At 70.3% G+C, this 25,949-nt stretch carries 24 protein-coding genes; 9 read left to right on the forward strand and 15 right to left on the reverse strand.

Annotation, left to right across the window (positions count from 1 at the left end):
* Positions 1 to 99: 99 nt before the first annotated feature.
* Positions 100 to 1,713 (reverse strand): M4 family metallopeptidase, encoded by a 1,614-nt coding sequence (locus KALB_RS42875; protein WP_081789776.1) that lies wholly within the window; start codon positions 1,711 to 1,713, stop codon positions 100 to 102.
* A gap of 170 nt (positions 1,714 to 1,883) precedes the next feature.
* On the opposite strand from KALB_RS42875, the gene KALB_RS42880 reads away from it, so the two are divergent.
* From KALB_RS42880 to KALB_RS42890, 3 genes are all read left to right on the forward strand, one after another.
* Positions 1,884 to 3,131 carry a pyroglutamyl-peptidase I gene (locus tag KALB_RS42880; RefSeq protein ID WP_042221438.1) on the forward strand — a complete coding sequence of 416 codons (1,248 nt, stop codon included), beginning with the start codon at positions 1,884 to 1,886 and terminating at the stop codon, positions 3,129 to 3,131.
* A gap of 153 nt (positions 3,132 to 3,284) precedes the next feature.
* Positions 3,285 to 4,184, forward strand: a complete 900-nt coding sequence (locus KALB_RS42885) for a septum formation family protein (protein WP_051913371.1) — start codon at positions 3,285 to 3,287, stop codon at positions 4,182 to 4,184.
* Between the two features lie 86 nt (positions 4,185 to 4,270).
* Positions 4,271 to 5,914 carry an alpha/beta hydrolase gene (locus KALB_RS42890; RefSeq protein ID WP_025361849.1) on the forward strand — a complete coding sequence of 548 codons (1,644 nt, stop codon included), beginning with the start codon at positions 4,271 to 4,273 and terminating at the stop codon, positions 5,912 to 5,914.
* On the opposite strand, the gene KALB_RS48080 is transcribed toward KALB_RS42890, so the two are convergent.
* The 11 genes from KALB_RS48080 to KALB_RS42940 all read right to left on the reverse strand — a co-directional run bounded on the left by KALB_RS48080 (position 5,911) and on the right by KALB_RS42940 (position 17,590).
* A complete protein-coding gene (locus KALB_RS48080; protein ID WP_158510909.1) occupies positions 5,911 to 6,084 on the reverse strand; it encodes a hypothetical protein in 174 nt (57 codons plus the stop codon). The genes KALB_RS42890 and KALB_RS48080 overlap by 4 nt on opposite strands.
* Before the next feature lie 53 nt (positions 6,085 to 6,137).
* Positions 6,138 to 7,439, reverse strand: a complete 1,302-nt coding sequence (locus KALB_RS42895; RefSeq protein WP_025361850.1) for a DUF6297 family protein — start codon at positions 7,437 to 7,439, stop codon at positions 6,138 to 6,140.
* Positions 7,436 to 8,044 carry an ABC transporter ATP-binding protein gene (locus KALB_RS42900; RefSeq protein WP_025361851.1) on the reverse strand — a complete coding sequence of 203 codons (609 nt, stop codon included), beginning with the start codon at positions 8,042 to 8,044 and terminating at the stop codon, positions 7,436 to 7,438. Before KALB_RS42900 ends, KALB_RS42895 begins: the two co-directional genes overlap by 4 nt.
* A 69-nt stretch (positions 8,045 to 8,113) precedes the next feature.
* A complete protein-coding gene (locus KALB_RS42905; RefSeq protein ID WP_025361852.1) occupies positions 8,114 to 9,925 on the reverse strand; it encodes a phosphoenolpyruvate carboxykinase (GTP) in 1,812 nt (603 codons plus the stop codon).
* 738 nt (positions 9,926 to 10,663) lie between these two features.
* Complete coding sequence (locus KALB_RS42915) at positions 10,664 to 11,347, reverse strand: hypothetical protein (protein WP_025361854.1); 684 nt, start codon at positions 11,345 to 11,347, stop codon at positions 10,664 to 10,666.
* 76 nt (positions 11,348 to 11,423) lie between these two features.
* On the reverse strand, positions 11,424 to 12,230 hold the full coding sequence (locus KALB_RS42920) for a hypothetical protein (protein ID WP_025361855.1): 807 nt from the start codon (positions 12,228 to 12,230) through the stop codon (positions 11,424 to 11,426).
* Positions 12,231 to 12,431, reverse strand: coding sequence for a hypothetical protein (locus KALB_RS47380; protein WP_148309879.1), 201 nt, complete (start codon positions 12,429 to 12,431; stop codon positions 12,231 to 12,233).
* Between the two features lie 96 nt (positions 12,432 to 12,527).
* Positions 12,528 to 13,751 carry a helix-turn-helix domain-containing protein gene (locus KALB_RS42925; protein ID WP_025361856.1) on the reverse strand — a complete coding sequence of 408 codons (1,224 nt, stop codon included), beginning with the start codon at positions 13,749 to 13,751 and terminating at the stop codon, positions 12,528 to 12,530.
* A 104-nt stretch (positions 13,752 to 13,855) separates the two neighbouring features.
* Entirely contained in the window at positions 13,856 to 15,694 is a 1,839-nt protein-coding gene (locus KALB_RS42930; RefSeq protein WP_025361857.1) for a dynamin family protein, read from the reverse strand.
* Positions 15,691 to 15,999: a nucleotide exchange factor GrpE gene (gene grpE / locus KALB_RS42935; protein WP_025361858.1), complete on the reverse strand. Its 309-nt coding sequence runs from the start codon at positions 15,997 to 15,999 to the stop codon at positions 15,691 to 15,693. Before grpE ends, KALB_RS42930 begins: the two co-directional genes overlap by 4 nt.
* 28 nt (positions 16,000 to 16,027) lie before the next feature.
* A complete protein-coding gene (locus KALB_RS42940; protein WP_025361859.1) occupies positions 16,028 to 17,590 on the reverse strand; it encodes a dynamin family protein in 1,563 nt (520 codons plus the stop codon).
* 130 nt (positions 17,591 to 17,720) lie between these two features.
* Between KALB_RS42940 and KALB_RS42945 the strand changes: the two genes are divergently transcribed.
* Positions 17,721 to 18,917: a sensor histidine kinase gene (locus KALB_RS42945; protein ID WP_182839565.1), complete on the forward strand. Its 1,197-nt coding sequence runs from the start codon at positions 17,721 to 17,723 to the stop codon at positions 18,915 to 18,917.
* 4 nt (positions 18,918 to 18,921) lie between these two features.
* Positions 18,922 to 19,581 carry a response regulator gene (locus tag KALB_RS42950; protein WP_025361861.1) on the forward strand — a complete coding sequence of 220 codons (660 nt, stop codon included), beginning with the start codon at positions 18,922 to 18,924 and terminating at the stop codon, positions 19,579 to 19,581.
* Positions 19,582 to 19,717: 136 nt separating this feature from the next.
* On the opposite strand, the gene KALB_RS42955 is transcribed toward KALB_RS42950, so the two are convergent.
* From KALB_RS42955 to KALB_RS42965, 3 genes are read right to left on the reverse strand one after another with little or no spacing between them, the layout of a single operon-like run.
* Complete coding sequence (locus KALB_RS42955; RefSeq protein ID WP_025361862.1) at positions 19,718 to 20,620, reverse strand: SDR family oxidoreductase; 903 nt, start codon at positions 20,618 to 20,620, stop codon at positions 19,718 to 19,720.
* Complete coding sequence (locus KALB_RS42960; protein WP_025361863.1) at positions 20,608 to 21,183, reverse strand: TetR family transcriptional regulator; 576 nt, start codon at positions 21,181 to 21,183, stop codon at positions 20,608 to 20,610. Before KALB_RS42960 ends, KALB_RS42955 begins: the two co-directional genes overlap by 13 nt.
* A gap of 57 nt (positions 21,184 to 21,240) precedes the next feature.
* The gene (locus KALB_RS42965) at positions 21,241 to 22,146 is read right to left on the reverse strand and encodes an esterase/lipase family protein (RefSeq protein ID WP_025361864.1); all 906 of its coding nucleotides are present in this window, start codon (positions 22,144 to 22,146) and stop codon (positions 21,241 to 21,243) included.
* Positions 22,147 to 22,284: 138 nt separating this feature from the next.
* Between KALB_RS42965 and KALB_RS42970 the strand changes: the two genes are divergently transcribed.
* From KALB_RS42970 to KALB_RS42985, 4 genes are all read left to right on the forward strand, one after another.
* On the forward strand, positions 22,285 to 23,097 hold the full coding sequence (locus tag KALB_RS42970) for an HAD family hydrolase (protein WP_035977046.1): 813 nt from the start codon (positions 22,285 to 22,287) through the stop codon (positions 23,095 to 23,097).
* A 64-nt stretch (positions 23,098 to 23,161) separates the two neighbouring features.
* Entirely contained in the window at positions 23,162 to 24,040 is an 879-nt protein-coding gene (locus KALB_RS42975) for an SCO4651 family lipoprotein (RefSeq protein ID WP_025361866.1), read from the forward strand.
* A gap of 207 nt (positions 24,041 to 24,247) precedes the next feature.
* Entirely contained in the window at positions 24,248 to 25,165 is a 918-nt protein-coding gene (locus KALB_RS42980) for an ABC transporter ATP-binding protein (RefSeq protein WP_025361867.1), read from the forward strand.
* Entirely contained in the window at positions 25,162 to 25,878 is a 717-nt protein-coding gene (locus tag KALB_RS42985) for an ABC transporter permease (RefSeq protein ID WP_025361868.1), read from the forward strand. Before KALB_RS42980 ends, KALB_RS42985 begins: the two co-directional genes overlap by 4 nt.
* Positions 25,879 to 25,949: the final 71 nt, after the last annotated feature.

Below are 25,949 nucleotides of genomic sequence, written 5' to 3' on the forward strand. Positions count from 1 at the left end.
GCAGGGATACGGTCACTTGGAGTGACGTATCGCGAAGTGTGCATACCTCACTTAGGTGAGCGCTCCCCCCGAAAGTAGGATTCTCACCCGCCGATCGGACTAGCGGGGCCGCTGGTTCAGCTGGGTGGCGAGCACCGCGTTGGCCACCTGGGTGCAGTCGTCCTGGGTGATGCCGGCGACGCCCTTGGCCGCGTTGGCCTTGCAGGAGGAGTTCAGGGCGTTGCCCAGGTCCTGGAAGGTCGCGCGCGGGGTCAGCAGGTTCTCCACGCCGAACCAGATCGGGACGGACTTGGCCACGCCGAGGCCCTTGATCGTCTTGCCGTTGAACGAGCCGCCGTCGGTGATCAGGAAGTCGGTCTTGTTGACCACCCCGTCGTTGGCGTGCGGGTCGGGGTTGTTGGTGACCCAGAACGTGCCGTTGACCTTGTCGGGCTGCTTGAACCGCCCCGGGTTCTGCATGTCGCGGATGGCGCCCAGCGCGGAGCCCGCGCCGATGGTCCAGCGGTTGGCCCCGGTGTCGTTGGGGTCGTTCGCGGTGATGCCGATGAACTTGCCGAACACGTCGGACAGGCCCTCGTTCAGCGCGTCCGCCAAACCTCCCTGCAGGCCGGAGGTGTGCTGGGTGACCCCGTGGGTCAGCTCGTGCCCGGTCACGTTCAGCGTGGTGACCCCCTCACCGAAGGCCATCTGCTCGCCGTCCCAGAACGCGTTGAGGAACGGGCACCGCTCGTCCTGCACGCAGATCCGCACGGTGCCGCGCAGCGCCTTGCCGGTGCCGTCGCGCAGGTCGTTGCCGATCAGCTGGGTCAGGTCCACGTTCAGGTTCTTCGCGTAGAAGTCGCTGGCCTGGCCGAAGAACTTGAACACGTTGTTCACGTCGGCGACGTTCGACCGGCCGCCCCGCTCGGTGAGCGCGGGCCGGAACGTGGTGCCGCAGCGCACCGAGTTCAGGTCCCCGGCGACGACCCGGCGCCCGGCGTCGCACACGTCCCTGTTCACGGCCTCGCGGGCGTCCTTCCAGGAGGTCACCACCTCACTGCGCTCGGCGCCGACCACCATGGACCACTGCTGCTCGGCCTGCGAGCCGCGCAGCCGCACCACGTAGGCGGGCTGGGCCACGGCCTCACCGGGCTCGCCGCCCAGGGTCGGGTCCCACCAGTACGGGGTGGTCTCGCGCACGCTGACCTGCTCGGCGGCCAGGTTGTGGTTGGCCGCCGTCTTGCGCACGGCCGCGGTGTTGGCGCTGGACTTCGCCGACAGCGCGTTGGCCGGGAAGCTGCCCCGGGTGCGCTGGCTGACCTTGCCCTGGGCGCTGATCAGCGAACCGTCCGGGGCGAGGTTCTGCACGATCTGGCCGCCGAAGACCGGGATGCCCGCGATCTCCTGCTGGTAGCGCACGGCGGTGCCGGAGGGCAGCTGCTTGACGTCGACCAGCTTGAGCGTGTCGGCGAGCACGCCGAACACCTTGGCGATCGCGTCCAGGTGGGAGTTGCCGGCCTGGCCGGGATCGGTGCCCTGGGTCGAGGGCTCCGGGGTCTGCGGGGTCATCGACACGACCCGGCCGGTGGCGTCGGTCAGCACGTCGGCGGCTGCCGCCTGCTGCGGTTGCGGCACGCCTGCCGTGGCGAGGGTCGCGGTGCTGATCACCACCCCGAGCAGGACGGTGGCAGCGGATCCCACCGCCAGCCCCGCCTTCACACTTTTGCGCGACATGTGGACACCCCTCCGTGCAAGGTCTTGGTCACCTGTTGTGTTGCTTTACGCACGGATGGGTGAGACTCGTTCAAGGTCTGAACCAATCACACATGACTCGAACGGAGCTCACTGTGAGTCGAACTCGCAGCACCCTGCGAGCCCTGGTACCCCTGCTGGCGGCGGTCCCGATGCTGGCCGCCGTCCCGGGTTTCGCCCAGGCGGCCCCGGCCTCCACCTGCTACGACGCGAACGCGCCGCTGACGGTTGAGGAGCAGCGGCTGACGGCGACCCTGCCCGCCGGCGGCCCCGCGGTCGGGCCCAAGCTGGTCACCGACGCGGGCCTGGACCCGCTGGTCAGCGGGTTCACGACCAGGCTGTGCTCCGCTCGCTCGGTTGGCGACGCCAGAGCGCTGGTGGCCTCCACCGGCACCGAACTGTGGCGCACCGCGGTGGACCGGGCCCAGGGCCGCCGCCCCGACCTGGGCACCTCGGACCGCTACGACGACCGGCCGCTGTACTGGGCCCGGTTGCAGCTGAGCAAGGCACTGCGCGAGTGGACGCCCCGGTTCGCGCTGGACGCGCGGACCCGCACCGAGCTGCTGACCTCGCTGGACCACGGCTCGCGCGGCCTGGACTCGGTGCGCTACCCGGACGGGGTCAAGCGGGTGCTGGTCAGCGGGTTCGACCCGTTCCAACTGGACGGCACCGGGGTGCGGATCTCCAACCCGGCGGGCGCCTCCGCCCTGCAACTGGACGGCCGGGTGCTCGACACCCCGCAGGGCAAGGCCGTGGTGCAGGCCGTGTCCTTCCCGGTGGTGTGGGGCTATTTCGACCAGGGCATCGTGGAGGCCGCCTACGGCACCGCGCTGCGCGACCGTGCGCACCGGCCCGACCTGATCATGACCCTGAGCCAGGGCAGGCCGGGCAAGTTCGACATCGAGCGCTGGGCGGGCGACTGGCGCGGCGGCTACCCGGACAACAACCGGGTCAGCATCACCGGGCCGGTGCCCGCCGCGACCGGCTGGCCGCAGCCCGCGCTTCAGTTCATCGAGACCACCCTGCCGTACCAGCAGATGATCTCCGCGAGCACCGGCGGCTACCCGGTCAACTACGACCAGGTGTTCTGCGTGTGGCCGGACAGCTCGCACCCGGGCACCGGCACCGCGCAGTGCCGCAGCGACGCCCCGCGGCCGGGGGAGGTCGCCGCCCAGGGCAGCGGCGGGGACTACCTGTCCAACGAGAGCATGTACCGCTCGAACCGGATCCGGGTGGGCCTGGGCGCCACCGAGGTGCCCGGCGGCCACCTGCACACCCCGGTGCTCGGTGAGCCCTCGAGCCCGACCGCAGTGACCGATCCGGCCTTCGAGGCACGCCGCAAGGCCATTGCCGACCAGACGGTCGCACTCGTGAACGCCGCGGCATCCGCACTGTCCTGACCTGGGATTTCGTATCCAACTGGCCCCTGCCGACTCCTGTTCGGCAGGGGCCACCTTCAGCTTCTTGCCAGGATGGCGTCACCGATAGCCGGTACGGTCGAGCCACCGGGAGACCGAATGGACGCTGAACAGGCGACGGCGAGGAGGCGCATAGTGCGGCGCGGGTGGCAGGCAGTGCTGGTGCTGGCGGTAGCCGGCGCGACCAGTGCCTGCGCGAGACCCGCGCTCGACCTGCCAGCCGCCGCTCCACCCGCGCCGAGTTCCCCGGTGAACAGTTCCGGCGCGCTGCCGGTGCCCGCCCCGCGCAACGACAGCGTGTCGGTCGGTTCGGGCAGTGTGCTGCCGTCAGTCGGGCAGTGCATCGACGCCACCCGGCAGACCGTGCCCTGCACCAACCCGCACCAGGGCGAGATCACCCTGGTCAGCGAGCTGCCCGCGGGGCTGCCCAGCAGCATGCCCGACGACAGCACGCTGACCCGCGAGGCGCTGCCCCGCTGCCGCACGGCGCTGGGCGACTACGTGGGCAGCAAGGACGCCGACGCCACCAGCGTGCAGGCCTGGGCGTTCTGGCCGCAGCAGCAGGACTGGGCCGCGGGTAGGCGCTGGCTGGTCTGCGCGGTGACCCAGGTGGACTCCGTGGGCAACCCGACCACCGTGGCCGGGTCGATCCACAACGGGCTGGCCGGTTCGGGCTTCGGCAAGTACCAGACCTGCACCGTCAGCTCCCCCTCCCGCGACCAGCAGCTGCGCTTCGGCCGCTGCGACGGCCCGCACCTGGGGGAGGCCATGCCCGACGTGCAGTCCCTGGGCCGGTCCACCGACCCGATGCCGCCCACCGAGCAGATCAACGCCATCGCCCGCGACCGGTGCGGCAAGGAGCTGATCAACTACCTCGGCGCCACCAACCGCGCGGACGTGACCTTCACTTGGCGCGCGCCGGACACCCGGCAGGCCTGGTCGCAGGGCTTCACCAACCTGATCTGCTACGCCGAGTCGGAACGGACCGTGAACGGCAGGCTGCGCGGGATCGGTACCGGCCCGCTGCCCACCTGAAACCCGACGATCGGCTCTCGCGCGGCCCCTCGTGCACGCGATGAGGTGGACCCGTCCATCTCTTCGTGCACGAGGGGGATCCGCACGTGCGTAAGACGATGTTGGCCGCGGCGCTCGCGGCGGCGACCGGGGCCGCGCTGCTCGCCGCGCCCGCCGCGGGTGCCGCGCCCGGGGGCGTGCCCTCGGCCTACCTGAACCAGACGATCGACTGGAAGCCCTGCTTCGCACCGGGCAAGGTGCCGCCCGGTCTGCCACCGGGTGCCGAGCGGCTGGAGTGCGGGTCCTTCCGCACCCCGCGAAACTGGAACAGCCCCGGCGACGGGGTGGATCTGACCATCGCGGTGAGCAGGCTGCGCCCGGCCCAGAACAAGGTGGCGCAGGGCAGCGTGCTGCTCAATCCGGGCGGGCCCGGCGCACCGGGACGGACCCTGCCGCTGAGCTTCCTGGGCCGGTCCAAGCTGGTGGACAACCTGGACCTGGTCGGCTTCGACGTGCGGGGCACCGGGGACAGCACCAGCCTGACCTGCGGCGGCGGCCTGGACATCGGCGCCGACCTGGACCCGCGGGACCGGAGCAAGGGCAACGTGGACCTGATCCTGGACTCGGCCGAGCTGACCGCCGAGTACTGCCAGGTCAAGGGCGGGGACCTGAACGAGTTCGTGAACACCGAGCAGACCGTGCGCGACCTGGACCTGCTGCGCGCCCTGCTCGGCCGGGACAAGATCGACTGGATCGGCTACTCCGGCGGCACCTGGCTGGGCGCCTACTACGCCACCTACTTCCCGCAGCGGGTGGACAAGTTCGTGCTGGACTCGAACACCGAGTTCACCGCGCCCTGGCAGGAGTCGTTCAACTGGCAGCCGCTGGGCTTCGAGCGCCGCTTCCGCGAGGACCTGCTGCCCTGGCTGGCCCGCTACGACTCGACCTACCACCTCGGCGCCACGCCCGAAGCGGCCCGGCAGACCTACGAGTCGCTGCGCGCCAAGCTGGCCGCGAACCCGGTTACCGTGAACGGGACCAAGGTCGGACCAGTGGCGTTGGACGGCCTGATCGTCAACGCCCTGTACGCGGGCCGGAAGTTCGACGGGCTAGCCAAGTCGCTCATCGCCGTGCGGGCGGTCGCCGACAAGCCGGGTGACGCGGCTGCCGCCTCCGTGGTCGCTGACGCGCTGCGGGCCGCGAAGCCGGGCGGGCTGCGGCCGGTGGCCGCCGCGGACTCGTTCATGTCCACGTTCACCGCGATCCTGTGCAACGACACCCCGTGGCACGGCAACCGCGACTCGCTGATCCGCGACTCCGCCGAGCAGGGCCGCAAGTACCCGCTGGTCGGCTGGGGCACGCTCAGCCAGCCCTGCCTGTCCTGGGACCGGCCGAAGCTGGACCTGCGCAGGCCCACCGGCAAGGGCGTGCCCCCGGTGCTGATGGTGCAGGACACGCATGACCCGGCCACCCCGTACGAGGGTGCCGTGCTGGCGCACCGGGCGTTCGCCAACTCGCGCCTGCTCACCGCCACCGACCAGGGTGACCACGGGGTCTACGCGCTCAGCGGCAACACGTGTGTGGACACGGTCGTGGAGGCGTTCCTGGTGGACGGCAAGGTGCCCGCCGGAGACCTGACCTGCGGCGGGGTGCCGCTGCCCGCACCGCCGACGGCCGCGGCACCGGCCCAGCGCGCCGGGCTGGACCAGGTCGCCGCCTACCGCGAGGCGGCGGGGTCGCTGCCCCGCTAGTTCGTCTCGACCGTGCCGTTGGGGACGTCACTGGTCCCCAACGGCACCGTCACGCCAGCACCCTGCTCGGCAGGCTGCTCAGGTTTGGGGGCTGTTCTGGCCAGCGCCACGATGGCCATGGGAAGGGCGATCGCCGCCAGCACCAGCATCGCCAATGCCGCGAATATCACGCCACACCTCCTCGTCTCACCACAGAAGACGCCGCACGCGGCCAGTCGGTTGCTCACTCATGTGGGCGACGCCATACCGCGAAGCCGAACAGTCCGGCCACGGCCAGCACGGTGATCGCCGACATCGGCAGGAACTGGAGCACGGCCGCGCCGCCCACCAGCACGTCCAGGCCGGTGGCCAGCTGCGCGATGAGCCCGACCGGCGCGACCGTCATGCCCGGCACCGCCACCTCGCCGAGCTTGTCGAAGTCCAGCATCGGCTTGGTCACCGTGCGGACCACGGCGGCAGCGGCCAGCGCCGAGACGAGCAGCCCGCTCAACGTCCAGCCGAAGGCGAACCCGGTCACCGCCCACCACGCGATGGTGATCACCAGCAGCACGCAGACAGCCGTGACGCGCAGCTCCATGTCGGTGCAGCCCAGCCAACGGCGCAGGCCGGGCACCCGGCTCAGCTCGCTCAGCGCGGCGGCGTACGGGATGGTGGCGAAGAACGCGCCGAGCCCGAGCCACCACACCGCGCCGGTGGCGGGCAGGACGTGCGGCAGCATGACCACGGCCAGCGCGAGCAGGCCGGTCAGGGTCAGGTAGCGGGCGCGGGACAGCACACCGAGCAGTACGAAGCGCAGCACCACGAACCGGCCGCTCAGCGAGCGCGGGAACGGCAGTGGCCGTCCCGGTGGCAGCAGCGCCATGACGTCCATGAAGGCGACCGACACCTGGCGCAGGACCCGGGAGTTCCAGCCTTCGAGCAGGTCGACCCGTCCCGCACTGGCCGCGGCCGACCGGCCGGGCACGAAGACCAGCACCAGTGCGGCCAGCGTCACCGCCGCGGTCAGGCCCCACCAGGCGGGCAGCACGGCGAGCGGGGCCGCGGCGAACAGCAGCGGCACGGCCTGCTCGGCCCAGCGCACCGGGGCCGGGGCGGCCCGGCGGGCGGCCAGCAGGGTGAGCGCGGCGGTGACGGCCAGCAGGGCACAGCCCACCGGCACGAACTCGGGCCGCCAGCCGTGCACCTGTGCCGTCACGGCCGTCACGTAGGCCACGACCAGCAGGCGCAGGGCCCAGCCGCCCAGCAGTCGGCGGTTCATCGTCCGCACCCGGCCGGTGCCGAAGTCGTCCCAGGTCAGGCGGGCCGGTCCGAGCCAGACGAAGTCGCGGCGCAGCAGGGACCGCCAGCTCAGGGCCAGCGCCAGGCAGAGCACGGCGACCCCGGCCGTTGGCTGCGCGGGCAGGCTGCCCAGCACGGTGTGCCGCCAGCTGTCGGTCTGGAAGAACGGGGTGCAGAGCAGGCCGATCACCATCAGGTAGCCGACCAGCCACTCGCCCAGGATGACGTTGCGCAGCAAGGTCTTCACAGGTCGACGGTCCAGTCCGCGACGTCCTCGACCAGCGCGAGGTGGTGGCTGGCGACGACCACGACCGCACCCCGCGACTTGGCCGCGCGGACCAGCTCCACCAGCCACTCACGGCCCGCCGCGTCCAGCGCCCGCTCCGGCTCGTCCAGCAGCAGCAACTGGTGGGGCCGCGCGATGGCCCCGAGCAGGAGGAGTCGCCTGCGCTGCCCCGCGGAGAGCTTGCCCGCCGGTACGTCCATCCGCGCATCGAGGCCCGCGGAGGCGAACAGCTCCTGGTCGGCCTCGGGTGATCCGGGGTAGGAGCGGGTCAGCAGCTCCAGGTGCTGGCGTGGGCTCAGCTCGTCGAACAGGGCGGAGTCGTCCATCAGCACCGAGGCCAGCCGCCGGAACTCCGGAACCCGCTCGTCCGGGGCCTGGCCGAAGATCCGGACCTGCCCCTCGGTGGGCCGCTGCGTGCCGTACAGGCAGCGCAGCAGCGTGGACTTGCCCGAGCCGTTCGAGCCGGTCAGCGCCAGGCACTCGCCCTCGGCCACGGCCAGGTCCAGCTCGCGGAACAGCCAGTCCTCACCGGCGCGCACGCCGAGGTTGTTCGCCGATACCCCCATGAACCGGCACCCTAACGCCAAGAACCCCGGTGGACGCCGTTGGCCACCGGGGTTCTCGTGGGCGGGTGATCAGCCCAAGCGCTGCTTGAGCGCCTCGAACTCGTCACGCAGCGAGGTGGGCAGCTTGTCGCCGATCTTGGTGAACCACTCCTCGATCAGCGGCAGCTCGGCACGCCACTCCTGCGCGTCGAACTCCAGCGCCGCCTCGATGTCCGCCACCGGGGCGTCCAGCCCGGACAGGTCCAGGCTCTCCGGCGCGGGCACGTGGCCGATCGCGGTCTCCTGCGCGCTGGCCTTGCCCTCGATGCGCTCGATGGCCCACTTCAGCACGCGCGAGTTCTCACCGAACCCGGGCCACAGGAAGCGCTTGTCCTCGCCACGGCGGAACCAGTTCACGTAGAAGATCTTGGGCAGCTTCTCCGCGTTCGCGTTCTTGCCCATGTCGATCCAGTGCTGGAAGTAGTCACCGGCGTGGTAGCCGATGAACGGCAGCATGGCCATCGGGTCGCGGCGCACGACGCCGACCTGGCCGACCGCGGCGGCGGTGGTCTCCGAGGACAGCGTGGCGCCCATGAACACGCCGTGCTGCCAGTCGCGGGACTCGGTCACCAGCGGGACCGTGGTGGCGCGACGGCCGCCGAAGAAGATCGCGGAGATCGGCACGCCCTTGGGGTCGTCCCACTCCGGGGCCAGGATCGGGCACTGCGACATCGGCGTGCAGTAGCGCGAGTTCGGGTGCGAGGACAGCTCGCCCGAGTCCGGGGTCCAGTCCTGCTTCTTCCAGGAGGTGAGGTGGGCCGGGGGCTCGCCCATGCCCTCCCACCAGATGTCACCGTCGTCGGTCAGCGCCACGTTGGTGAACAGGGAGTTGCCCCGCTCGATCGTGCGCATCGCGTTCGGGTTGGTGTGGTAGTCGGTACCCGGCGCCACGCCGAAGAAGCCGAACTCCGGGTTGACCGCGTAGAGGCGGCCGTCCTCGCCGAAGCGCATCCAGGCGATGTCGTCGCCCAGGGTCTCGACCTTCCAACCTTCGATGGTCGGCTCCAGCATCGCCAGGTTGGTCTTGCCGCAGGCGCTCGGGAAGGCCGCCGCGATGTAGTGGACCTTGTTCTCCGGCGAGGTGAGCTTGAGGATCAGCATGTGCTCGGCCAGCCAGCCCTCGTCGCGGGCCTTGGCCGAGGCGATGCGCAGCGAGTAGCACTTCTTGCCCAGCAGGGCGTTGCCGCCGTAGCCGGAGCCGAAGGACCAGATCGCGCGCTCCTCGGGGAACTGCGTGATGTACTTGGTTTCGTTGCAGGGCCACGCGACGTCGGCCTGACCCGGCTCCAGCGGAGCGCCCACCGAGTGCAGCGCGGGCACGAAATCGGCGTCCTCGCCGAACTTCGCCAGCGCCTTGGCGCCCATGCGGGTCATGATCCGCATGGAGGCGACCACGTATTCGGAATCGGTGATCTCGACACCCAGCATGGGGCTCTCGGCCTCAAGCGGGCCCATGCAGAACGGAATGACGTACATCGTGCGACCGCGCATACAGCCCCGGTACAGCTCGGTCATGATGGCCTTCATCTCGGCCGGCTGCATCCAGTTGTTGGTCGGCCCGCAGTCAGCGGGGTCGACCGAGCAGATGAAGGTCCGCTCCTCGACGCGCGCGACGTCGGACGGGTCCGAGGCGCACCAGAACGAGTTCGGCTTCTTCTTCAGCGGCACGAAGGTGCCCGCGGCGACCAGTTTGGCGTTGATCCTGGCCGACTCCTCCTCGGAGCCGTCGACCCAGACGACCTCGTTGGGGGTGGTCAGCTCGGCGACCTCCTGGACCCAGGTCAGGAGGCGTGCGTGCGTGGTCGGTGCCTGATCGAGACCGGGGATGGTCACTGCAGTCATCTCGTCTCCTGCCTTGACTTCGCGGACACGGGGCCGTGAGCGAAGCGCCGGGACGCCGCTGTCCTGGTGCGACGACGGCGTCCTGGCGTAACAAATGTGGAACACGCCCGGTGAGGCCGGGCGTGCGATGTTTGGGGATGCCCCGAGATTAGCCGGGTTACGCGCAGGTAGCCGCCAGCTGACCTGTCGGCTCCCTCACATAAGCGATCAAGGAATCGATTCAGCACTCTTTTCGAGCACGCAAACGGCCTATTTCAGCAGGCGTGGGAGCGCTTCCATTGTGTAGCGCAGATCACTCCGGAATCGTTTCCGAATACGCATTGGTTCAGACCACAGCGGACCACGTGGGCTTGTTCTGCTCAGAAATTACCAGAAATGAGACATCCCCGACACCGCAATGGCATCGGGGACGTCCTCGGCGCCACCGCTCGGACCCCCAGCCCGAACGGTGCGCAGGTCACGGCGGTCGGCACACCGCGCTGGCCCCTGGCTGGGCGACGCCGCCAACGTCTCGAAGGCCACCTTCGCGACGCCCAACGTCCCGAACGGCACCTTCACGGCACCGCAGGCCCGAGCGAGGCGCCGCCACCCACGTCTCAAACGGCACCTTCGTGACGCCCAACGTCCCGAACGGCACCTTCACGGCATGCGCACCCCGCCCACGGCGCCGCCGCCGATGCAGCGAAAGTGCCCTTCACTACGTCCAGCGCAGTGAAAGCCACCTTCACGCCACGAGCGTCAGCGCCACTCGCCGGTGACCGGGTCGGTGCTCACCACGGCGGCGGTCGAGGCCTGGTCGCCGAGCGGGTTGTCGGCGCCCCAGTCCGCGTCGCTCGCACCGACCACCTTGTGCGTGCCGGTGCCGCTGTCCTTGTGGTACGTGCCGCTGGAGTCCAGGTGCCCGTGCTCCACGGCGGTCCACTTGTGCGTGCCGGTGTGCTCGGAGATCGTGACCTGCCCCTTGCTGTCGATCTCCATGGCGTAGTCGGCCTTACCGTCCCCGTCCACGTCGGTGTACATCCACGTGTTGCCGTGCGAGTCGGTGACCACGGCCGTGTCGTTGTGCCCGCTGCCGGTGGTGTCGGCGGTCGCCGGACCCACCGACTTCTCGCCCTGCGCGGTGTCCACGGTCATGGTCCCGCCACCGTGCCCGGCCGAGTCCTTGATCCACTTGCCGCTGGCGTGGTCGTAGTGGGCCTGCGCGACCACGGTGCCGTGGCTGTCGTACTGGACGGCCAGGTCGGCCTCACCGTCGTGGTTGGTGTCGGTGTAGTTGATGTGCCCACCGTCGTCGCCCGCCACCACGGCGGTGTCCATCGTGCCGTCGTGGTGGTAGCTCTCGGTCTCCTCGGCGGTGTACTCGTGCCCGTCGATCACGACCTTGATCTCGTGGCCCGTGTCGTTGTCGTCCTCGATGTACACCGCCGCGCCCCCATCTCCGCTCGGGTTGCCTGTACCGATTGGACCCACGGTAGGCCCGATCGGTTCCACCATCCAGTCAGGTCACCGGGACAGTGCCCCCGACCAGGTCAGGGCCGACGAGTTGGATGCTGCCCACCGCCAGCCCGAGCTCCAGGTACTGCTCGGCAGGTCGACAGCCCAGCAGTGGCAGACCCACGATCGGGTGCGCTAGCAGCGCGGCCACACGCGCAGTCGTCAGACCGTCCCGCCACGTCACGCGGCAGGTTGGAGGTGCCGCCGTGCACTCCCACGCGGTGTCGAAAACCGAAGATCGACGCAACAGTGCACTGGCGGCCGCGTTCCACGGACACAGCTGCACATCGGCCCGCGGGCGGGGACCTCTGAGCAACCAGGGCCAGAACTCCTCGCCGAGGTAAGCCAATCGCGCCGCGGCCACTGCGGGCAGCACCACGCGGGCTGACGTACCCGGCAAGTACAACTCCTGATGCCGTCGGTGCCGCCGCAACCTCAGACCCGCGAGACCAAGCAGCAACCCACGCAGCAGGGGGATCAGCGCATCCGGGCGCACGTGCACTGCGATGCCGTCCGCCAACGGCCGGACCATGCGGAACACCGGCCCGCCGACCTTGCCCGCAGCGACGAAGAGCGCGGCCTCCAGGTACTGCTGTTCACCAGTTACCGCGTCGGGGAGCACCGCCGACTGTAGATCTGCCTGTATGAGAACGTCATGATCGTGCAGGGCTGCCAGTAGACAGTCCCGATCGTCCTTGGTGAGTGGCTCCAGCCCACGGATGATCTCCGGCAGTACAGCGCTGTGCGTTTCACCTGTGTAGCGACACCGGACTTCAACGAGTTGGCGGACGAGCGACGAGGCGTTGGGCATCTACCGTTCCAGCCCACAGTCCTGGATCACTTCGACGATCTCAACCTCGTCAGCGCTGAACTGACGCCACACCTCGTCGTCGAACCGGATCGGCACCGCGGTCGATGCCAACCCCACGTCGTACGGCATCACGACACCGAATCTGCATACGCCGCCGAGTACTGCACTCACCCTTGTGCCCGGTTCCGGTTTGCTGGTCATGCCGACCAAGGTACAACAAGAACAGCGCGACCTGAAGTGACCGGGGTTCAGAGAGAAGCCCAGTGCTCACTCACACTGGGACGCGGTGTCCCAGCGCTAGAGCTCGATGTGCAGGCGATCGGCCAGCTGTTGAATCGGTGCTCGCCTTCGCCGAGCTCGTTCGGCGAGTTCACGGACAGTTTGGCGGCTCAGCATGTGGTACCGCATCCATTCCGGCGCCAACCGTTCGGCGGCGAGCAACTGTTCTGTCGCGGCGTCATCCTGATCCAGCTCGCTGTGCGCGATCGCGAGATCGAGCAGATATCGCGATCGCCAGGTGGTGGACACCCAGCCGTCGGTCGGCACCGACTCGGCCAACTGCAAGGCGCGCTCGAACCGCTCGCTCTCCACGGCCGCGTTGACTGCGGCGATACCGGCATTGGTCGGACCGAACGGGGTGGCGTATATGTTGTGATCCCGGCCGACGCGAGCAGCAGCCGCCCGCGCCAGGCTCATGTGCTCCTCCGCACGGTCAACCTGCTTGTTCCGTACCGCGGCACTTGCCGCGCGAAGCATGAGGATCCCCCACACCGCCAGTTTCTCGGCCGGGTCGCGGACGAAGTCGGGCGACTGCTGACCAGCCTTTCGCAGTGCTGCGGTCTCCGCGTCGGCCAGCCGCCCCTGCTTGAAGAAGACCCAGCTCAACGCCGAGACGTTCATGGCTTGCAACAGCTCGTTGCCGGACTGCTCGGCGGCCTCCTGCGCCCGAAGAAGCCCGATGTAGCCGATATCGGGTCTCCCCAACGCGGTGAGCATCGTAGAAGCGATCTGGAGCACCTCTGACACCAGTCCATACGCAGCTTCCCGATCTTCTCCTGAGAGCTCGCGCACAGCCGCCCGTGCCTCGGTGATGAGACCGGGAAGCATGGCACCGAGTTCGGCGAAGGATCCGCGCTGTCGTACGGATTCCGCATGCGACAGTGCGACACGGAGTCCATCGATAGTCGGCGGCTGGTCGTTGAACACCTCTTCGTCGACAAGGCCCGGAAAGTAGGAAAGCGATGTCAGTTCATCACGGACCGCGAGGATTCCCACCGCTTCCTCGTCCACCGAAGGTTCTATGTTGCCGATCTGACCGAGCAGCTGCGGAACATCCACATCCAGCGCACGCGCGATACGGGTCAGTGAACTCATGCTGGCCGTGTGGCGGACTTCCTGCTCCAGTTTGCGAACAAGATCGACACTGACCTCGGCTTTCTCAGCCAGATACTCCTGGGTGAACTGGCGACGCTTGCGCGCACGCCTGATACGGGCGCCCAACGACAGATTGTCGCCACTCATGGCGGACACCTCCCAGTTCGGAGCTAGGGCTCATCCAGCGTACGCCGAACTGAAGTGCACAGAAGAGCGCATAATCAACTAGGACACGGCGTCCGACTTCCACGTCAATTCGTGGTTGCAGGCACGTTGTCCCTGAGCTGGCGCATCGTGCCCAGCAGGGCTTCGGCGCGGTCCCGCCCGGCGGTCAGGTCGGCCAGCTTGACGGCCACCGCCTGCTGGCGCTGGGCCCGTTCGGTGGCGTCCAGCTTGAGCGCCTTGTCCACCTCGCGCAGCTGCTCCTCGATGGCCTCGATCCGGCTGCTCAGCGCCTCGTCCAGGGCCAGGGACAACTGGGCCTCGGCGTCGATCAGCTGCTCGGACACCACCTGGTCCAGGGTGGACCGGGCGTCGGCGAGCGCGTCGGACAGCCACTGCTTCATGTGCTGCTTGTCGGCGGTGTGCTTGCGGGTGCGCGCCATCCACCAGCCCGCGCCGAGCCCCAGCACGATGGTCACCGGCAGCACCACGGGGTTCAGCGCGGCCACGCCGATTCCCGCCAGCGGCAGGGCGGCGACCCGGCCGATGCCCATGCCCCCGGACAGGCCCATGAACACGAGCAGCTTGTCCTCGGCGGTGGGCGTGCGCTTGTCCGGCAGCCGCAGCACCACCGGCGGGTGACCGGCCCTGGCGAACTGGGATCGGATCACCGCGAGCTCCTCGGCGGAGAACAGCTCGGTCAGCGCGGTGTCGGCGGCCCGGCCGAGCCGGTCGGCCAGCACCTCGGTGACCCGCCCGGCGATCAGCTGCAACCCGGCGTCGAGCTGCTGGGGCACCTGGGCGAGTTGCTCGCGGTCGGCCACGTCGATGGCCTGGCGGAACCACGCCTGGGCGTCACGGACCTGCTTGCTCACCTCGTGCGCCGACTCCAGCCGCGCGCGCTGGATCTCGCTGCGCAGCTTGACCTGCCAGCTCCTGGTGGAGGACTTGCGCTCGGCGGCCAACTGCTCACGCCGCTCGCGCAGCGCCTCAGCCTCGGCGTTGCCGGTGGACAGGGCCCTGACCTGGCCCTCCAGCTTGACCACGACCTCGGCGGTGGCGGTGGACAGCCCGCGCAGCGCGTTGGCCTCGGCCAGCATCAGCGAGCGGCCGACCACCAGTTCCTGCAAGGCGGTCTGCAACTCGGCGACGCCCGAACGCTCGCGGAGCATGGCGGCCGCGTCCTGGTTGGGCGCCTTGCCCGCCATCTCGGCCATGCGCGCCGACACCGGGTGGAACCGGGCGCCCGCGAACCTCGGCGCGTGCTCGGCCAGCAACGCCTGGTCGGCCTCCAGCACCTGGCGCCAGCCGCGGAACTGGTCGGTCTTGGTGAGCGCGAACAGCACCGTCTCGACGCGACCGCCCACGGTGCGCAGGAAGTCCAGTTCCCCCTTGGTGAACGGCGCGGAGGCGTCCACGACGAACAGCAGCACGGTGGCCGAGGCGGCGGCTTCGGCGGCCAGCTCACCGTGCATGGAGTTCAGCCCACCGACCCCTGGCGTGTCCACAACGGACAGTCTCGACAGCAGCGGGATCGGCGCCGACAGCTCGACGTGCCGCGGCGGCAGTTCCTCCTGTGCCGTCACGTACTGCCGCAACCGGTCGACCTCGAACTCGACCGGCTCGGCGCGTCCCGGGTAGTGCGCGCGGGCCGACCAGTTCTCCGCGTGCCGCAGCACGAGGTAGCTGGCGGTGGCCACGTCGGCGTCCACAGGGGACAGTCCTGGGCTGGCGAGCAGGGCGTTGACCAGTGAGCTCTTGCCGCGGTTGGTCTCACCGAGGACCACGACGGTCGGCGTGGCGGCACGCTGTTCGCGCAGGCGCTCGAGCTGCTCCGCCGCCTTGCGGTCGTGCTCGCGCAGCAGCCCGCTCAGGTTCTCCCGGGCCTGCTTGACCAGCTGGGGCAGTCCGGGGGCCGGGGCGGTCACGAGGCGTAGACGATCACGATCGGCGGGCGCAGCGGCAGCCCGCGGTCGGTGAACCCGGCCAGCTCGGTCTCGGCGACCAGGCCGTCCAGCGCGGGGTCCTCGGTGGGCTGCGTGCCACCGGCCTCGTGGTGCGCCGGGTCGAAGCGCTCGCCGTCCGGGCGGACCGCGCTCACCCCGAGCTCGGCCAGCCCCGCCTCCAGCCGCTCCACCACCCCGGAGCTGCGTGCGCGGTCCATCGCGTAGAGGCACAGGTTGATCAGTGCCTTGCGTTCGCTGAGCGCCTGTTCCAGGAGTTCGGCCTGCACATCCGGTTCCGACGCGGCACCTGGTGGTTCAGTTCCCCCGGACATCGTTCCCCCCTCGCAACTGCTGCCAGATCAGGAAGTACGCCCTGTGCACCACGTGCGCAACCCGGCTCTGCGCCGGGGTGGCGCCGAACGAGGCGAACGACCGCCACCAGCCGGCCCGCTCCAGCGCGTAGGCGATCAACTCCTGCGGCGGCCTGCCCACCATGCCGAGCTGCTCGGGGATCCTGGCCGAACCGCCCACCCGCAGCACCTCATCGGCCAGGTCCTCGGGCATCCGCACGGCGTTGGAGGTGACCAGGGTCAGCGCCTCCAGCAGGCGCAACTGGTGGGCCTCCGGCTTGGCCAGCAGCACCTCGATGGCGTCGTGCACCCGCTGGCGCTCACCGGGGTCGCCGGAGGCGTGGGCCAGCGCGGTGATCGAGGCCAGCGCGGCGGCCGCCTTGATGCCGTCGGCGCGGGCGCGGAACACCGCGTCCAGCCGGGACCGCACCCCGGCCAGCCCGGACGCGTCGAGCAGCGCGCGGCGCAGGGCACCCGCGGTCAGCGTGGGGTCGGCCCGCAGTGCGCGCACGGCCTGCCCTACCCCGTACAGGTCCAGCTTCTCCAGCAGGGCCGACCGGGCGCTCGCCGGGACCTCGCACTCCCAGGTGGTGAACAGGTCGGCGGACATCAGCATGGTGTCCCAGGTGGCCTCGTCCAGCTCGGCGAGGCGGCGCAGGGCGTCGGCGTCCGCCGAGGTGAACGACCCGGTCTCCGCCGACTCGGCGAGCAGGCCGATCACCGGCAGCACCGCGGCCACCTTGGGCCCCAGCGCGAGGGCCTGCTTCTCGGCCAGGATCGTGGCGGCCCGCCACACCTCGCCCTCCGAGCCGGCCACCGACTCCGGTGCCACGGTGTCGGCCTTGTTCAGCAGCGCGATCGCGTTCACCGGGCCGGCGTCGCGCCCGGCCGTGGCCGCGGTGAACGTGCTCAGCGCGTCCTTGTCGTCGGCGCGCACGGACTGGGTCAGCACGTAGAGCACGGCCTCGGCGCCCGCGACGGCGTCCTGCGACACGCGGTCGAGCAGCTTCTCGACGCCGATGCTCGACCCGGCAAGCAGGTCTTCGGTCCGGGCCACGGACGCCGAGTCGAGCGAGCCCAGCCCGGGGGTGTCGATCACGGTGAGCTCGCGCAGCACCTCGTTGGTGAGGTAGGCCTCCAGGTGGGAGACCTGTTCCAGGTCGAGGTCCAGGTCGGCGGGGATCATGCCGTTGGCCTCGAACGGCAGCACCTGGCGGCCGCCGTCGGTGCGGACCACCTCGATCCGGTCCACCGTGCCGTACTGGAAGCGGGTGACCAGCCGGGTGCACTCCCCGATGTCGGTGGGCGCGACCCGGCGCCCGATCAGGGCGTTGACCAGCGTGGACTTCCCGGACTTGATGCGACCGGCCACGGCGACCTGCAACGGGGCCGACAGCCTGCGCAGCACCTCCTGGAACCCGGCGGCCGTGCGCGGCCCGACCTGCGGCTGGAGCACCTGGGCCAGGCGGGCCACCGCCGCCGACAGCGGGCCGGCTGGCGGGCGCTGCTGTTCACGTGCCGCGGTCACCGGCAGATCGTCCCACGGCCCCTCTGATGATCACTCATTCTGGGGTAGCACCAGGTAGTGGTACCCCAGGGGGACGTCGTGACCGCGCGGGCGCTTCTACCCTGGGACGGTGCGGCGGCTGAGCCTGTGGATGCGTGCCCACCCGGTGTTCGGGGACTCCCTGATCGCCGGGATCATCGGCATGCCCGACCTGCTGATGGCCGCCAAGGCGGTCGGCCCCGGTTCGCGGGCCGCCTTCCTGCTCACGGCGGTGCTGCTGCTCGTGCCGCTGGTGTTCCGCAGGGCCAATCCCAAGCTGGCCTGCTACGTGATCCTCGCTGGCGGCTTCCTCCAGCTGTTCACCTGGGTCCCGTTCAACGGGCTGGACTACACCACCGGCGGCCTGCTGGTCAGACCGGCCGACCTCGCGCTGGGCGTGGCGCTGTACACGATGGTGGCCTACGTGGGCCGCAGGCAGGGCGCCATCTACGCGGTCTGGCTGACCGTGGGCACGGTCTGCTGGGAGATCTTCCGGGTACAGCAGGTGGTCGGCGTGGTCAGCACGCTGATGCTGATCGTGACGATCTTCGCCTTCTGCTGGGCCATGGGCGAGTTCGTGGGGGCGCGCCGGGCCTACAACGCCGAGGTCATGGAGCGGCTCAAGCTGCTGGAGACCGAGCGCGACCAGCAGGCGAAGATCGCCGTGGCGGAGGAGCGCACGCGCATCGCCCGCGAGCTGCACGACGTGGTGGCGCACGCGGTGAGCGTCATGGTGGTGCAGGCCGACGGGGCTGGCTACGCGTTGCAGACCGACCCGCAGATGGCGCAGCTCGCGCTGAGCACCATCTCGGACACGGGCAGGCAGGCGCTGACCGAGCTGCGCAGGCTGCTGGGGCTGCTGCGCGGTGAGGAGAACAGTGAGGCCGAACGGGTGCCGCAGCCGGACACCGGCTCGCTGCCCAAGCTGGCCGAACAGGTGCGGGCCGCGGGCCTGCCCGTGGAGCTGACCATGCACGGGGACCTGGACGACCTGCCCGCGGGCGTGGGGCTGAGCGTCTACCGGATCGTGCAGGAGGCGCTGACGAACTCGATCAAGCACGCGGGCGGCAGCGCCTCGGCCACCGTGCGGGTGGACCGCACCGAGGACCAGATCGAGGTCGAGGTCAACGACGACGGCTTCGGCACCCCGCGCGAGCTGGCCGGTATGTCGGGGGGCAACGGGCTGATCGGCATGCGGGAGCGGGCCGGTGTGCTGGGCGGCAGCCTGGACGCCGGGCCGCGACCGGGTGGTGGTTGGCGGGTCAAGGCCGTGCTGCCGGTGGGCTCGGGCGCGGGCCGCCTAGGCTGACCGCGTGATCCGAGTCCTGCTGGTTGACGACCAGGAGCTGATGCGGATGGGTTTCCGCATGGTGCTCAACGCCCAAGAAGACCTCGAGGTGATCGGGGAGGCGGGCGACGGCCTCGACGCCGTGAAGCTGGCTGCCGAGCTGCGGCCGGACGTGGTGCTGATGGACGTGCGCATGCCCGTGCTGGACGGGGTCGAGGCGACCAAGCGGATCACCGAGGCGCAGACCGCCAAGGTGCTCGTGATGACCACCTTCGACATGGACGAGTACGCCCTGTCCGCGCTGCGCAACGGGGCGAGCGGGTTCCTGCTCAAGGACACCCCGCCCGCTGACCTGGTGTCCGCGCTGCGCGCCGTGGCCAGCGGGGACGCCGTGGTCTCGCCCAGCGTCACCAAGCGCCTGCTCGACCGGTTCATCGGCCCGACCGGGGGCGGTGAGCTGCGGGACGCGGCCGTGCTGGACGTGCTGACCGAGCGCGAGCGGGAGGTGCTCGTGCTCATCGCCAAGGGCATGTCGAACACCGAGATCGCGCAGAAGCTGTTCCTGTCCGAGGCCACGGTGAAGACCCACGTGGGCCGCATCCTGGCCAAGCTGGAGCTGCGCGACCGGGTGCAGGCCGTGGTGCTGGCCTACGAGACCGGCCTGGTGCGCCCCGGCGACGTGTGAGGCGCACGGGAGCGACGAACACACCGCACGGGAACGTCCGACACGCGGTACGCGAAGCGCCGACACGCGGGGTTGAACGGCGCGTGTCGGCGCTTCCGGTACGGCGTGTCGGCGCTGGCGGTACGCCATGTTCGCCCTAGCGGTACAGCGCGGCGTCCACGGTGGTCGGGTCGGTGCCGGTGTCGTACACCTCGGCCATCCAGCGGCCCCAGTCCGGCTGGCTGCCGTCCAGGTCGCGCACCCCGTACTCCTTGGCCAGCGTCCAGGAGGCCAGCGACTTGCCGTTCCACCGGGCCCGGTCCGGGTCCTGCACCAGCTTGGCCAGCGCCCTGCCCAGGTAGCGCGGGGTCTCCGACATGGCGTAGTGCGGGTCCACGGCGATGTGCTCGCGCCAGGTCTGCTCGGTGACGCCGTAGTGGTCGAGCATCCACTCGGAGCGCAGGAACCCCGGCGTGACGGCGATCGCCGTGCACTCGTGCGGCGCGAGCTCCTTGGCGAGCACCTTGCCGAACCGGCGCACGCTGGCCTTCACGGTGTCGTAGAACAGCATGCCCGGGTAGTTCTCGTCGTCCTCCCCGTCGGTGACCTCCACGACGAGCCCGCCCGGCCTGCGGATCACCAGCGGCACCAGGGTGTGCAGGGCGATCAGGTGGGTCTGCACCCCGTTGCGCCACATCCGCAGCCCCTGCTCCAGGTCGCCCTCCCAGAACGGCCCGCCGTGCTCCAGGTCGCTGCCGCCCCAGACGTCGTCCACCAGCACGTCCAGCCGACCGTCCACTTCGGACTCGATCCGGTCGCGCAGGTTCGCGACCTCGGCCGGTTCCATGAAGTCGCAGCGAACCGGGATGCCCCGCCCGCCCGCGGCCGTCACCAGCTCGGCCGTCTCCTCGATCGTCTCCGACCGCTTCATCGGGCTCTGCCGCTCGCGGGTGGTCCGCCCCGTGCAGTACACGGTGGCGCCGATCGCGCCCAGTTCGACCGCGATCCCCCTGCCCGTGCCACGGGTCGCGCCCGTCACGACTGCGATCATCGTTGCCAGCCCTCCAGCACTGAGTTGATGTCCCTGCGCATGCGGTCGACCAGCCGCCCGCGCGGTTGCAGCGACCAGTCCAGCGCGGTGCCGTTGGCCAGCGCGATGAGCAGCCGTGCGGCGGTCGCGGTGGGCGGGGCGCCGGGCAGGTCGGGCGCGGCCGCCTCGACCAGCACGCGCAGTTCGGCCTCCCAGGCCGCGAAGTGCTGCCTCAGCAGCTCGCGCAGCTCGGGATCGGCCAGGTCGGTGCCCAGCTGGGCCAGGTGGTTCGCGGCCGTGTCCGCGTCGCCGACCTCGGCGTAGACCGCGCACAGACCGGCCCGCAGCGCCGTCACCGGCGTGCGGGCCCTGGCCGCCTGCTCCCTGATCAGCCGCGCGGTCCGTGCGGTCGCGTCGCGGAACATCGCCGCCAGCAGGCCCTGCTTGGAGCCGAACCGCTTGGCCACGGTGCCCACCGCGACCCCGGCCTCGGCGGCCACCTCGGCCAGGGTGAACCCCGGGCCGAGGCGGCCGATCACCAGCCCGGTCACCTCGAGCAACCGCTCGTCACTGATCACCTGGGGGCGCGCCACGGGCATTATTGAACCACGGTTCACCTATGTTCGTGAACCGTGGTTCAACAACTGGGCTCAGGTCAGGCAGTTGGGCGTGCGCGCCGATGACGGGTCAAGGGCGTTGCGCACCAGGCGGATCGCGATCCGGTCGTAGGTGATGCCGATGTGCTCCGTGCCGTCGATCGCGCAGTAGTTCTGCAGGGTCGTGTTCACCACATTGGCCCCGGACAGGAACGAGGAGGTGTAGGGCGTGACCACCTCGTCGGTCTTCGTGGCCACCACCGTGTACCGCACCCCGGGCACGGTGTCCCCGCCCGCGTTCAGGTCCTTGATGAAACCGGAGTTGAACTCCTGCTGGGTGCACGCCTGGCAGAGCGCCGCGACGAAGGTGTTGCCGCCGGGAAGCGCCTGCACCACGTGCACGAGCCCGCTCAGGTCGGTGCCGTGGTTGGACGGGGCCAGCCCGACCAGCGCGCCGACCTTGCTCGCGCCCCCCAGGTACTTCAGGTAGTAGCGCGGCATCATGCCGCCCTGCGAGTGGCCGACCACGTCCACCTTGCTCGTACCGGTGGCGGCCAGCACCTTGTCCACGTACGCCGCGAACTGCCGCGCCGTGGTGGGGATGTCGCCGATGGCCTGGAACATGCCGCCGTCGGGGCCACCGAGGTTGGGCGCGAACACGCAGTAGCCGTCCGCGGCCAGCGCGGGAGAGACCGCGGCCCAGTCGTCGTAGGCGTTGGCCCCGGTGCCGTTGGACAGCACCACCGGGCGCGGGTGCTTGGCCGTGGGACGGCAGGACCAGTCGTTGGCCCCTGGCGGGGAGGCCTTGGTGTGGGCCAGCGCGTACCAGGCCGCGCTGACGATGTTGGTCTGCACCGGGCCGGCAGCCGGGTCGGGCGCGGCCTGGGCGACCGCACCCAGCGACCCGAGCCCGAGTGTGGCGGCCAGCCCGCAGCTGACGGTGACGATCCGACGGAGCAAGGCAGGGAACCTCACGTGTGGACCTCCGCTCGACGCACCGGCCCCGTTGCCGGTGCTTATCTCGAAACGAACGAGTTCCGGATCGGTGACCGCCATCACAGGCGGTTCACCCCAGAGGGGTAGCTAGGGTTGGTGCACGTGACCAGTTGGCGTCCTGACCTCGTTGCCCTCGACGTCGACGGCACGATCATCGGCAGCGAAGGCGTGATCAGCCCGGCGGTGCGCGCGGCGATCGACCGGGTGCTCGCGGCGGGGGCCCACGTGGTGCTGTCCACCGGGCGCACCGCGCTCGGCCTGCGCTCCGTGCTGGACGAGCTGGCGCTGAGCAGCGGGGTCGCGCTGTGCAGCAACGGGGCGGTGCGGCTGGAGTTGACCACCGGGGTGCTCACCGAGCTGGCGACCTTCGACCCGAAGCCGGTGGTGCAGCTGCTGCGCAAGCTCATCCCCGGCGGGGAGTTCTCCATGGAGGAGCCGGGCCGGGGCAACCGGGTCAGCTCCGGCTACCCGAAGTGGTCGCTGACCGGCACCAACCGCGAGGTGGACGAGCTGGAGCTGGTCGGCTCGCCGACCACCCGGCTGGTGGCGCACTGGGCGGGCATGACCCAGTTGGAGCTGGCCGAGGTGCTGCTGGAGCACCAGCTGCCCGAGGTGACCTGGACCCTCGACCACGGCCAGGACGCGTGGCTGACGGTGGTCGGCGAGGGCATCTCCAAGGCCAGCGCGCTGGAGCAGGTGCGGGTGGAGCTGGGCGTGTCCCCGCTGGACACGATCGCCTTCGGGGACGGCCACAACGACATCGCCATGCTGCGCTGGGCGGCCAGGGGCGTGGCCATGGGCAACGCCTCCGAGGAGGTCAGGGCCGCTGCCGACGAGGTCACCGCCACGGTGGCCGAGGACGGGGTAGCCCGCGTGCTTGACCAGCTCTTTCCCGAACCGGGCGGAACCGTGTAACCCTGTCGGGCGTCTATCGCGATGAGACGGTGAGGGTTCATCTGCCCGAAAGAGGGGGAAGTACGTGCGCAAGACCGTTCTGGCCACGACCGCCGTGGCCGCAGCGCTGACCGTGGGTGCCTGTGGCAGCCCGCAGCAGGGCACGCCCAGTGCCGCCCAGCCCAACGGGGGTCTGGACAAGACCGGCAGCAGCCTGTTCGGCGACGCCAACCAGCTCGTGCTGGCGGCGAAGGCGGGCACCAGCAAGGCCAAGTCCTCGAAGTTCACCATGGAGAGCGCGGTCGGCGGTGAGTCGGTCAAGGCCAGCGGGGCCGGGCGCTACGACGGGGCCAACACGGCGATGTCGATGTCCATGGACGCCCAGGGCCAGCAGATCGAGATGGTGCTGGCCGACAAGACGATCTTCATCAAGCTGCCGGACGCGCAGCGGGCGATGCTCGGCTCCGACAAGGCGTGGGTGAAGCTGGGCGGCGACGGCAACGACCCGCTGTCCAAGGCGCTGGGCGGCTCCATGAGCAAGTCGGCGGAGCAGAGCGACCCGACCAAGACCCTGGAGCAGATCTCCCAGGCGGGCAAGATCACCAAGTCCGAGCAGACCACCCTGGACGGCAAGCAGGCCAGCCACTACTCGGTGGACGTGGACTTCGCCAAGCTGGCCGGGCAGTCCCTGGACAGCCTGCCCGCCGAGGCCAAGACCAAGCTCGCTGGCAAGAACGTGCACTTCCCGGTCGACCTGTGGCTGGACGGCGACCAGCTGCCCATCCAGATCAAGATGGACATGACCGAGATGATGACGGCCATGGGCGCCCCGGCCAAGGCCACCGCGGGCGGCGCGGTGACCACCATGCACTACAGCGACTGGGGCACCGCGGTGGACGTCAAGGCCCCGCCCGCCGACCAGGTCGCCGACCTGAGCGCGATGATGGGCAAGCTGGGTCGCTGACCCCGCAACCGGCTCCACGATGCGGCGCTCCCCGACTTCCGGGGGGCGCCGCTTCGACTGTCACCCACCTTCGTCCACCCCCGGAGTACGCCCCTGGGATGACGGGGCTAGCACCGAGGAGGGTGCGCGGAGAACACCGTGGTCCGATGCGTCATGGCTGGTCAGCAGGGCAGTCTGGGTAAGCAGGGAACTCAGTGAGGGGTGGCCATGATCGAGGCGATCGGTCTGACCAAGCGGTACGGCAGTACCGTCGCGGTCGACAACCTGTCGTTCACCGTCCGGTCCGGACGGGTGACCGGCTTTCTCGGGCCCAACGGGGCGGGCAAGTCCACGACGATGCGCATGATCCTCGGCCTGGACCGGCCGACCGCCGGTTCGGTGCTGATCGACGGCAAGCCGTACCAGGAGCTGCGGCACCCGCTGCGTACGGTCGGCGCGCTGCTGGACGCGAAGTGGGTGCACCCGAACCGCTCGGCGCGCAACCACCTGCGCTGGATGGCGGCGGCCAGCGGGCTGCCCGCGGGGCGCGTGGACGAGGTGCTCGACCAGGTCGGGCTGACCTCGGTGGCCAACAAGCGGGCCGGTGGCTTCTCGCTGGGCATGTCCCAGCGGCTGGGCATCGCGGGCGCGCTGCTCGGCGACCCGAAGGTGCTGCTGTTCGACGAGCCGGTGAACGGGCTGGACCCCGAGGGCATCCTGTGGATCCGCCGGTTCATGCAGGACCTGGCCAAGCAGGGCAGGACCGTGCTGGTGTCCAGCCACCTGCTGTCGGAGATGGCGCTGACCGCCGAGGACCTGGTGGTCATCGGCAGGGGCAGGCTGATCAGCCAGGGCAGCACCGCCGACCTGATCGGCGGTGCCACGCAGAACACCGTGCTGGTGCGCACCCCGCAGGCCCAACACCTGGGCAACGCCTTGGCGCACAAGGGCTTCCAGGTGGAGAGCAAGCCGGATGGCTCGCTGGTGGTCAGCGGGGCGAGCAGCGACCAGGTCGGCGACGTGGCCGCGAGCTGCGGGGTGGTGCTGCACGAGCTGAGCCCGCAGCGCGGCTCGCTGGAAGAGGCGTTCATGCAGTTGACCGGTGACTCGGTCGAGTACCAGTCCAGTGAGGTGGCGGCACGATGAATCTGCTGGCAGTTGAGCGGATCAAGCTGTTCTCGACCAGGTCCCCCTGGTTCTGCATGATCGGCGCCCTGGGGCTGACGGTCGGCTTCGCGTCCATCCTGGCGATCAAGTCCGAGCACGTCTCGGTGGGCGCGACGCAGGGCATGTACCTGCTCGGGCTGATGGTGGTCATGGTGATGTCCACCCTGGCCGTGACCACGGAGTACCGGTTCGGCACGATCCGCACCACCTTCCAGGCGGTGCCGCGCAGGACCGGTGCGCTGCTGGCCAAGACCACCGTGGTCGCCCTGGTCGCGGGCCTGGTCGGCGAGGTCGCCGCGTTCGGTTCGCTGGGCGCGGCCAAGCTGTTGCAGCCCGGGGCCGCGCTGTCGCTGAGCACTGCGGCGGACTGGCGCGCGGTCGCCGGTTCGGGTCTGGTCTACGCACTGGCCGGGGTGATGGCCGTGGCGGTGGGCGTGCTGGTCCGGCAGAGCGCGGGGGCGGTGGCCATCCTGCTGGTGGTCCCGCTGCTGGTGGAGAACCTGGTCGGCCTGATCCCCGACCTCGGCGCGAAGATCCAGCCCTGGCTGCCGTTCCAGGCGGCGGGCGCCTTCCTGCGGGGCACCCACGAGGGGGCGCCGTACAGCCCATGGGGCGCGCTGGCCTACTTCGCGGTGCTGGCAGCGGTGCTGCTGGGCGCGGCGCTGGTGGTGGCGAAAAAACGAGACGCGTGAACCGCGTCATGAGGGGCTGAGACAGCCGTCACAGACTCGAACGGCCTTCGGGGGGCTGTTCGACGTGAAGG

It is taken from the genome of Kutzneria viridogrisea DSM 43870, assembly GCF_000525635.1.
Taxonomy (GTDB): domain Bacteria; phylum Actinomycetota; class Actinomycetes; order Mycobacteriales; family Pseudonocardiaceae; genus Kutzneria; species Kutzneria viridogrisea.

Excerpts from the sequence above, each read along its gene's own strand:
- KALB_RS42875 (WP_081789776.1), bottom strand. The coding sequence starts at position 1,713 with ATGTCGCGCAAAAGTGTGAAGGCGGGGCTGGCGGTGGGATCCGCTGCC.
- KALB_RS42880 (WP_042221438.1), top strand. The coding sequence starts at position 1,884 with ATGCTGGCCGCCGTCCCGGGTTTCGCCCAGGCGGCCCCGGCCTCCACC.
- KALB_RS42900 (WP_025361851.1), bottom strand. The coding sequence starts at position 8,044 with ATGGGGGTATCGGCGAACAACCTCGGCGTGCGCGCCGGTGAGGACTGG.
- KALB_RS42905 (WP_025361852.1), bottom strand. The coding sequence starts at position 9,925 with ATGACTGCAGTGACCATCCCCGGTCTCGATCAGGCACCGACCACGCAC.
- KALB_RS42920 (WP_025361855.1), bottom strand. The coding sequence starts at position 12,230 with ATGCCCAACGCCTCGTCGCTCGTCCGCCAACTCGTTGAAGTCCGGTGT.
- KALB_RS47380 (WP_148309879.1), bottom strand. The coding sequence starts at position 12,431 with ATGACCAGCAAACCGGAACCGGGCACAAGGGTGAGTGCAGTACTCGGC.
- KALB_RS42925 (WP_025361856.1), bottom strand. The coding sequence starts at position 13,751 with ATGAGTGGCGACAATCTGTCGTTGGGCGCCCGTATCAGGCGTGCGCGC.
- KALB_RS42945 (WP_182839565.1), top strand. The coding sequence starts at position 17,721 with ATGCGTGCCCACCCGGTGTTCGGGGACTCCCTGATCGCCGGGATCATC.
- KALB_RS42980 (WP_025361867.1), top strand. The coding sequence starts at position 24,248 with ATGATCGAGGCGATCGGTCTGACCAAGCGGTACGGCAGTACCGTCGCG.
- KALB_RS42985 (WP_025361868.1), top strand. The coding sequence starts at position 25,162 with ATGAATCTGCTGGCAGTTGAGCGGATCAAGCTGTTCTCGACCAGGTCC.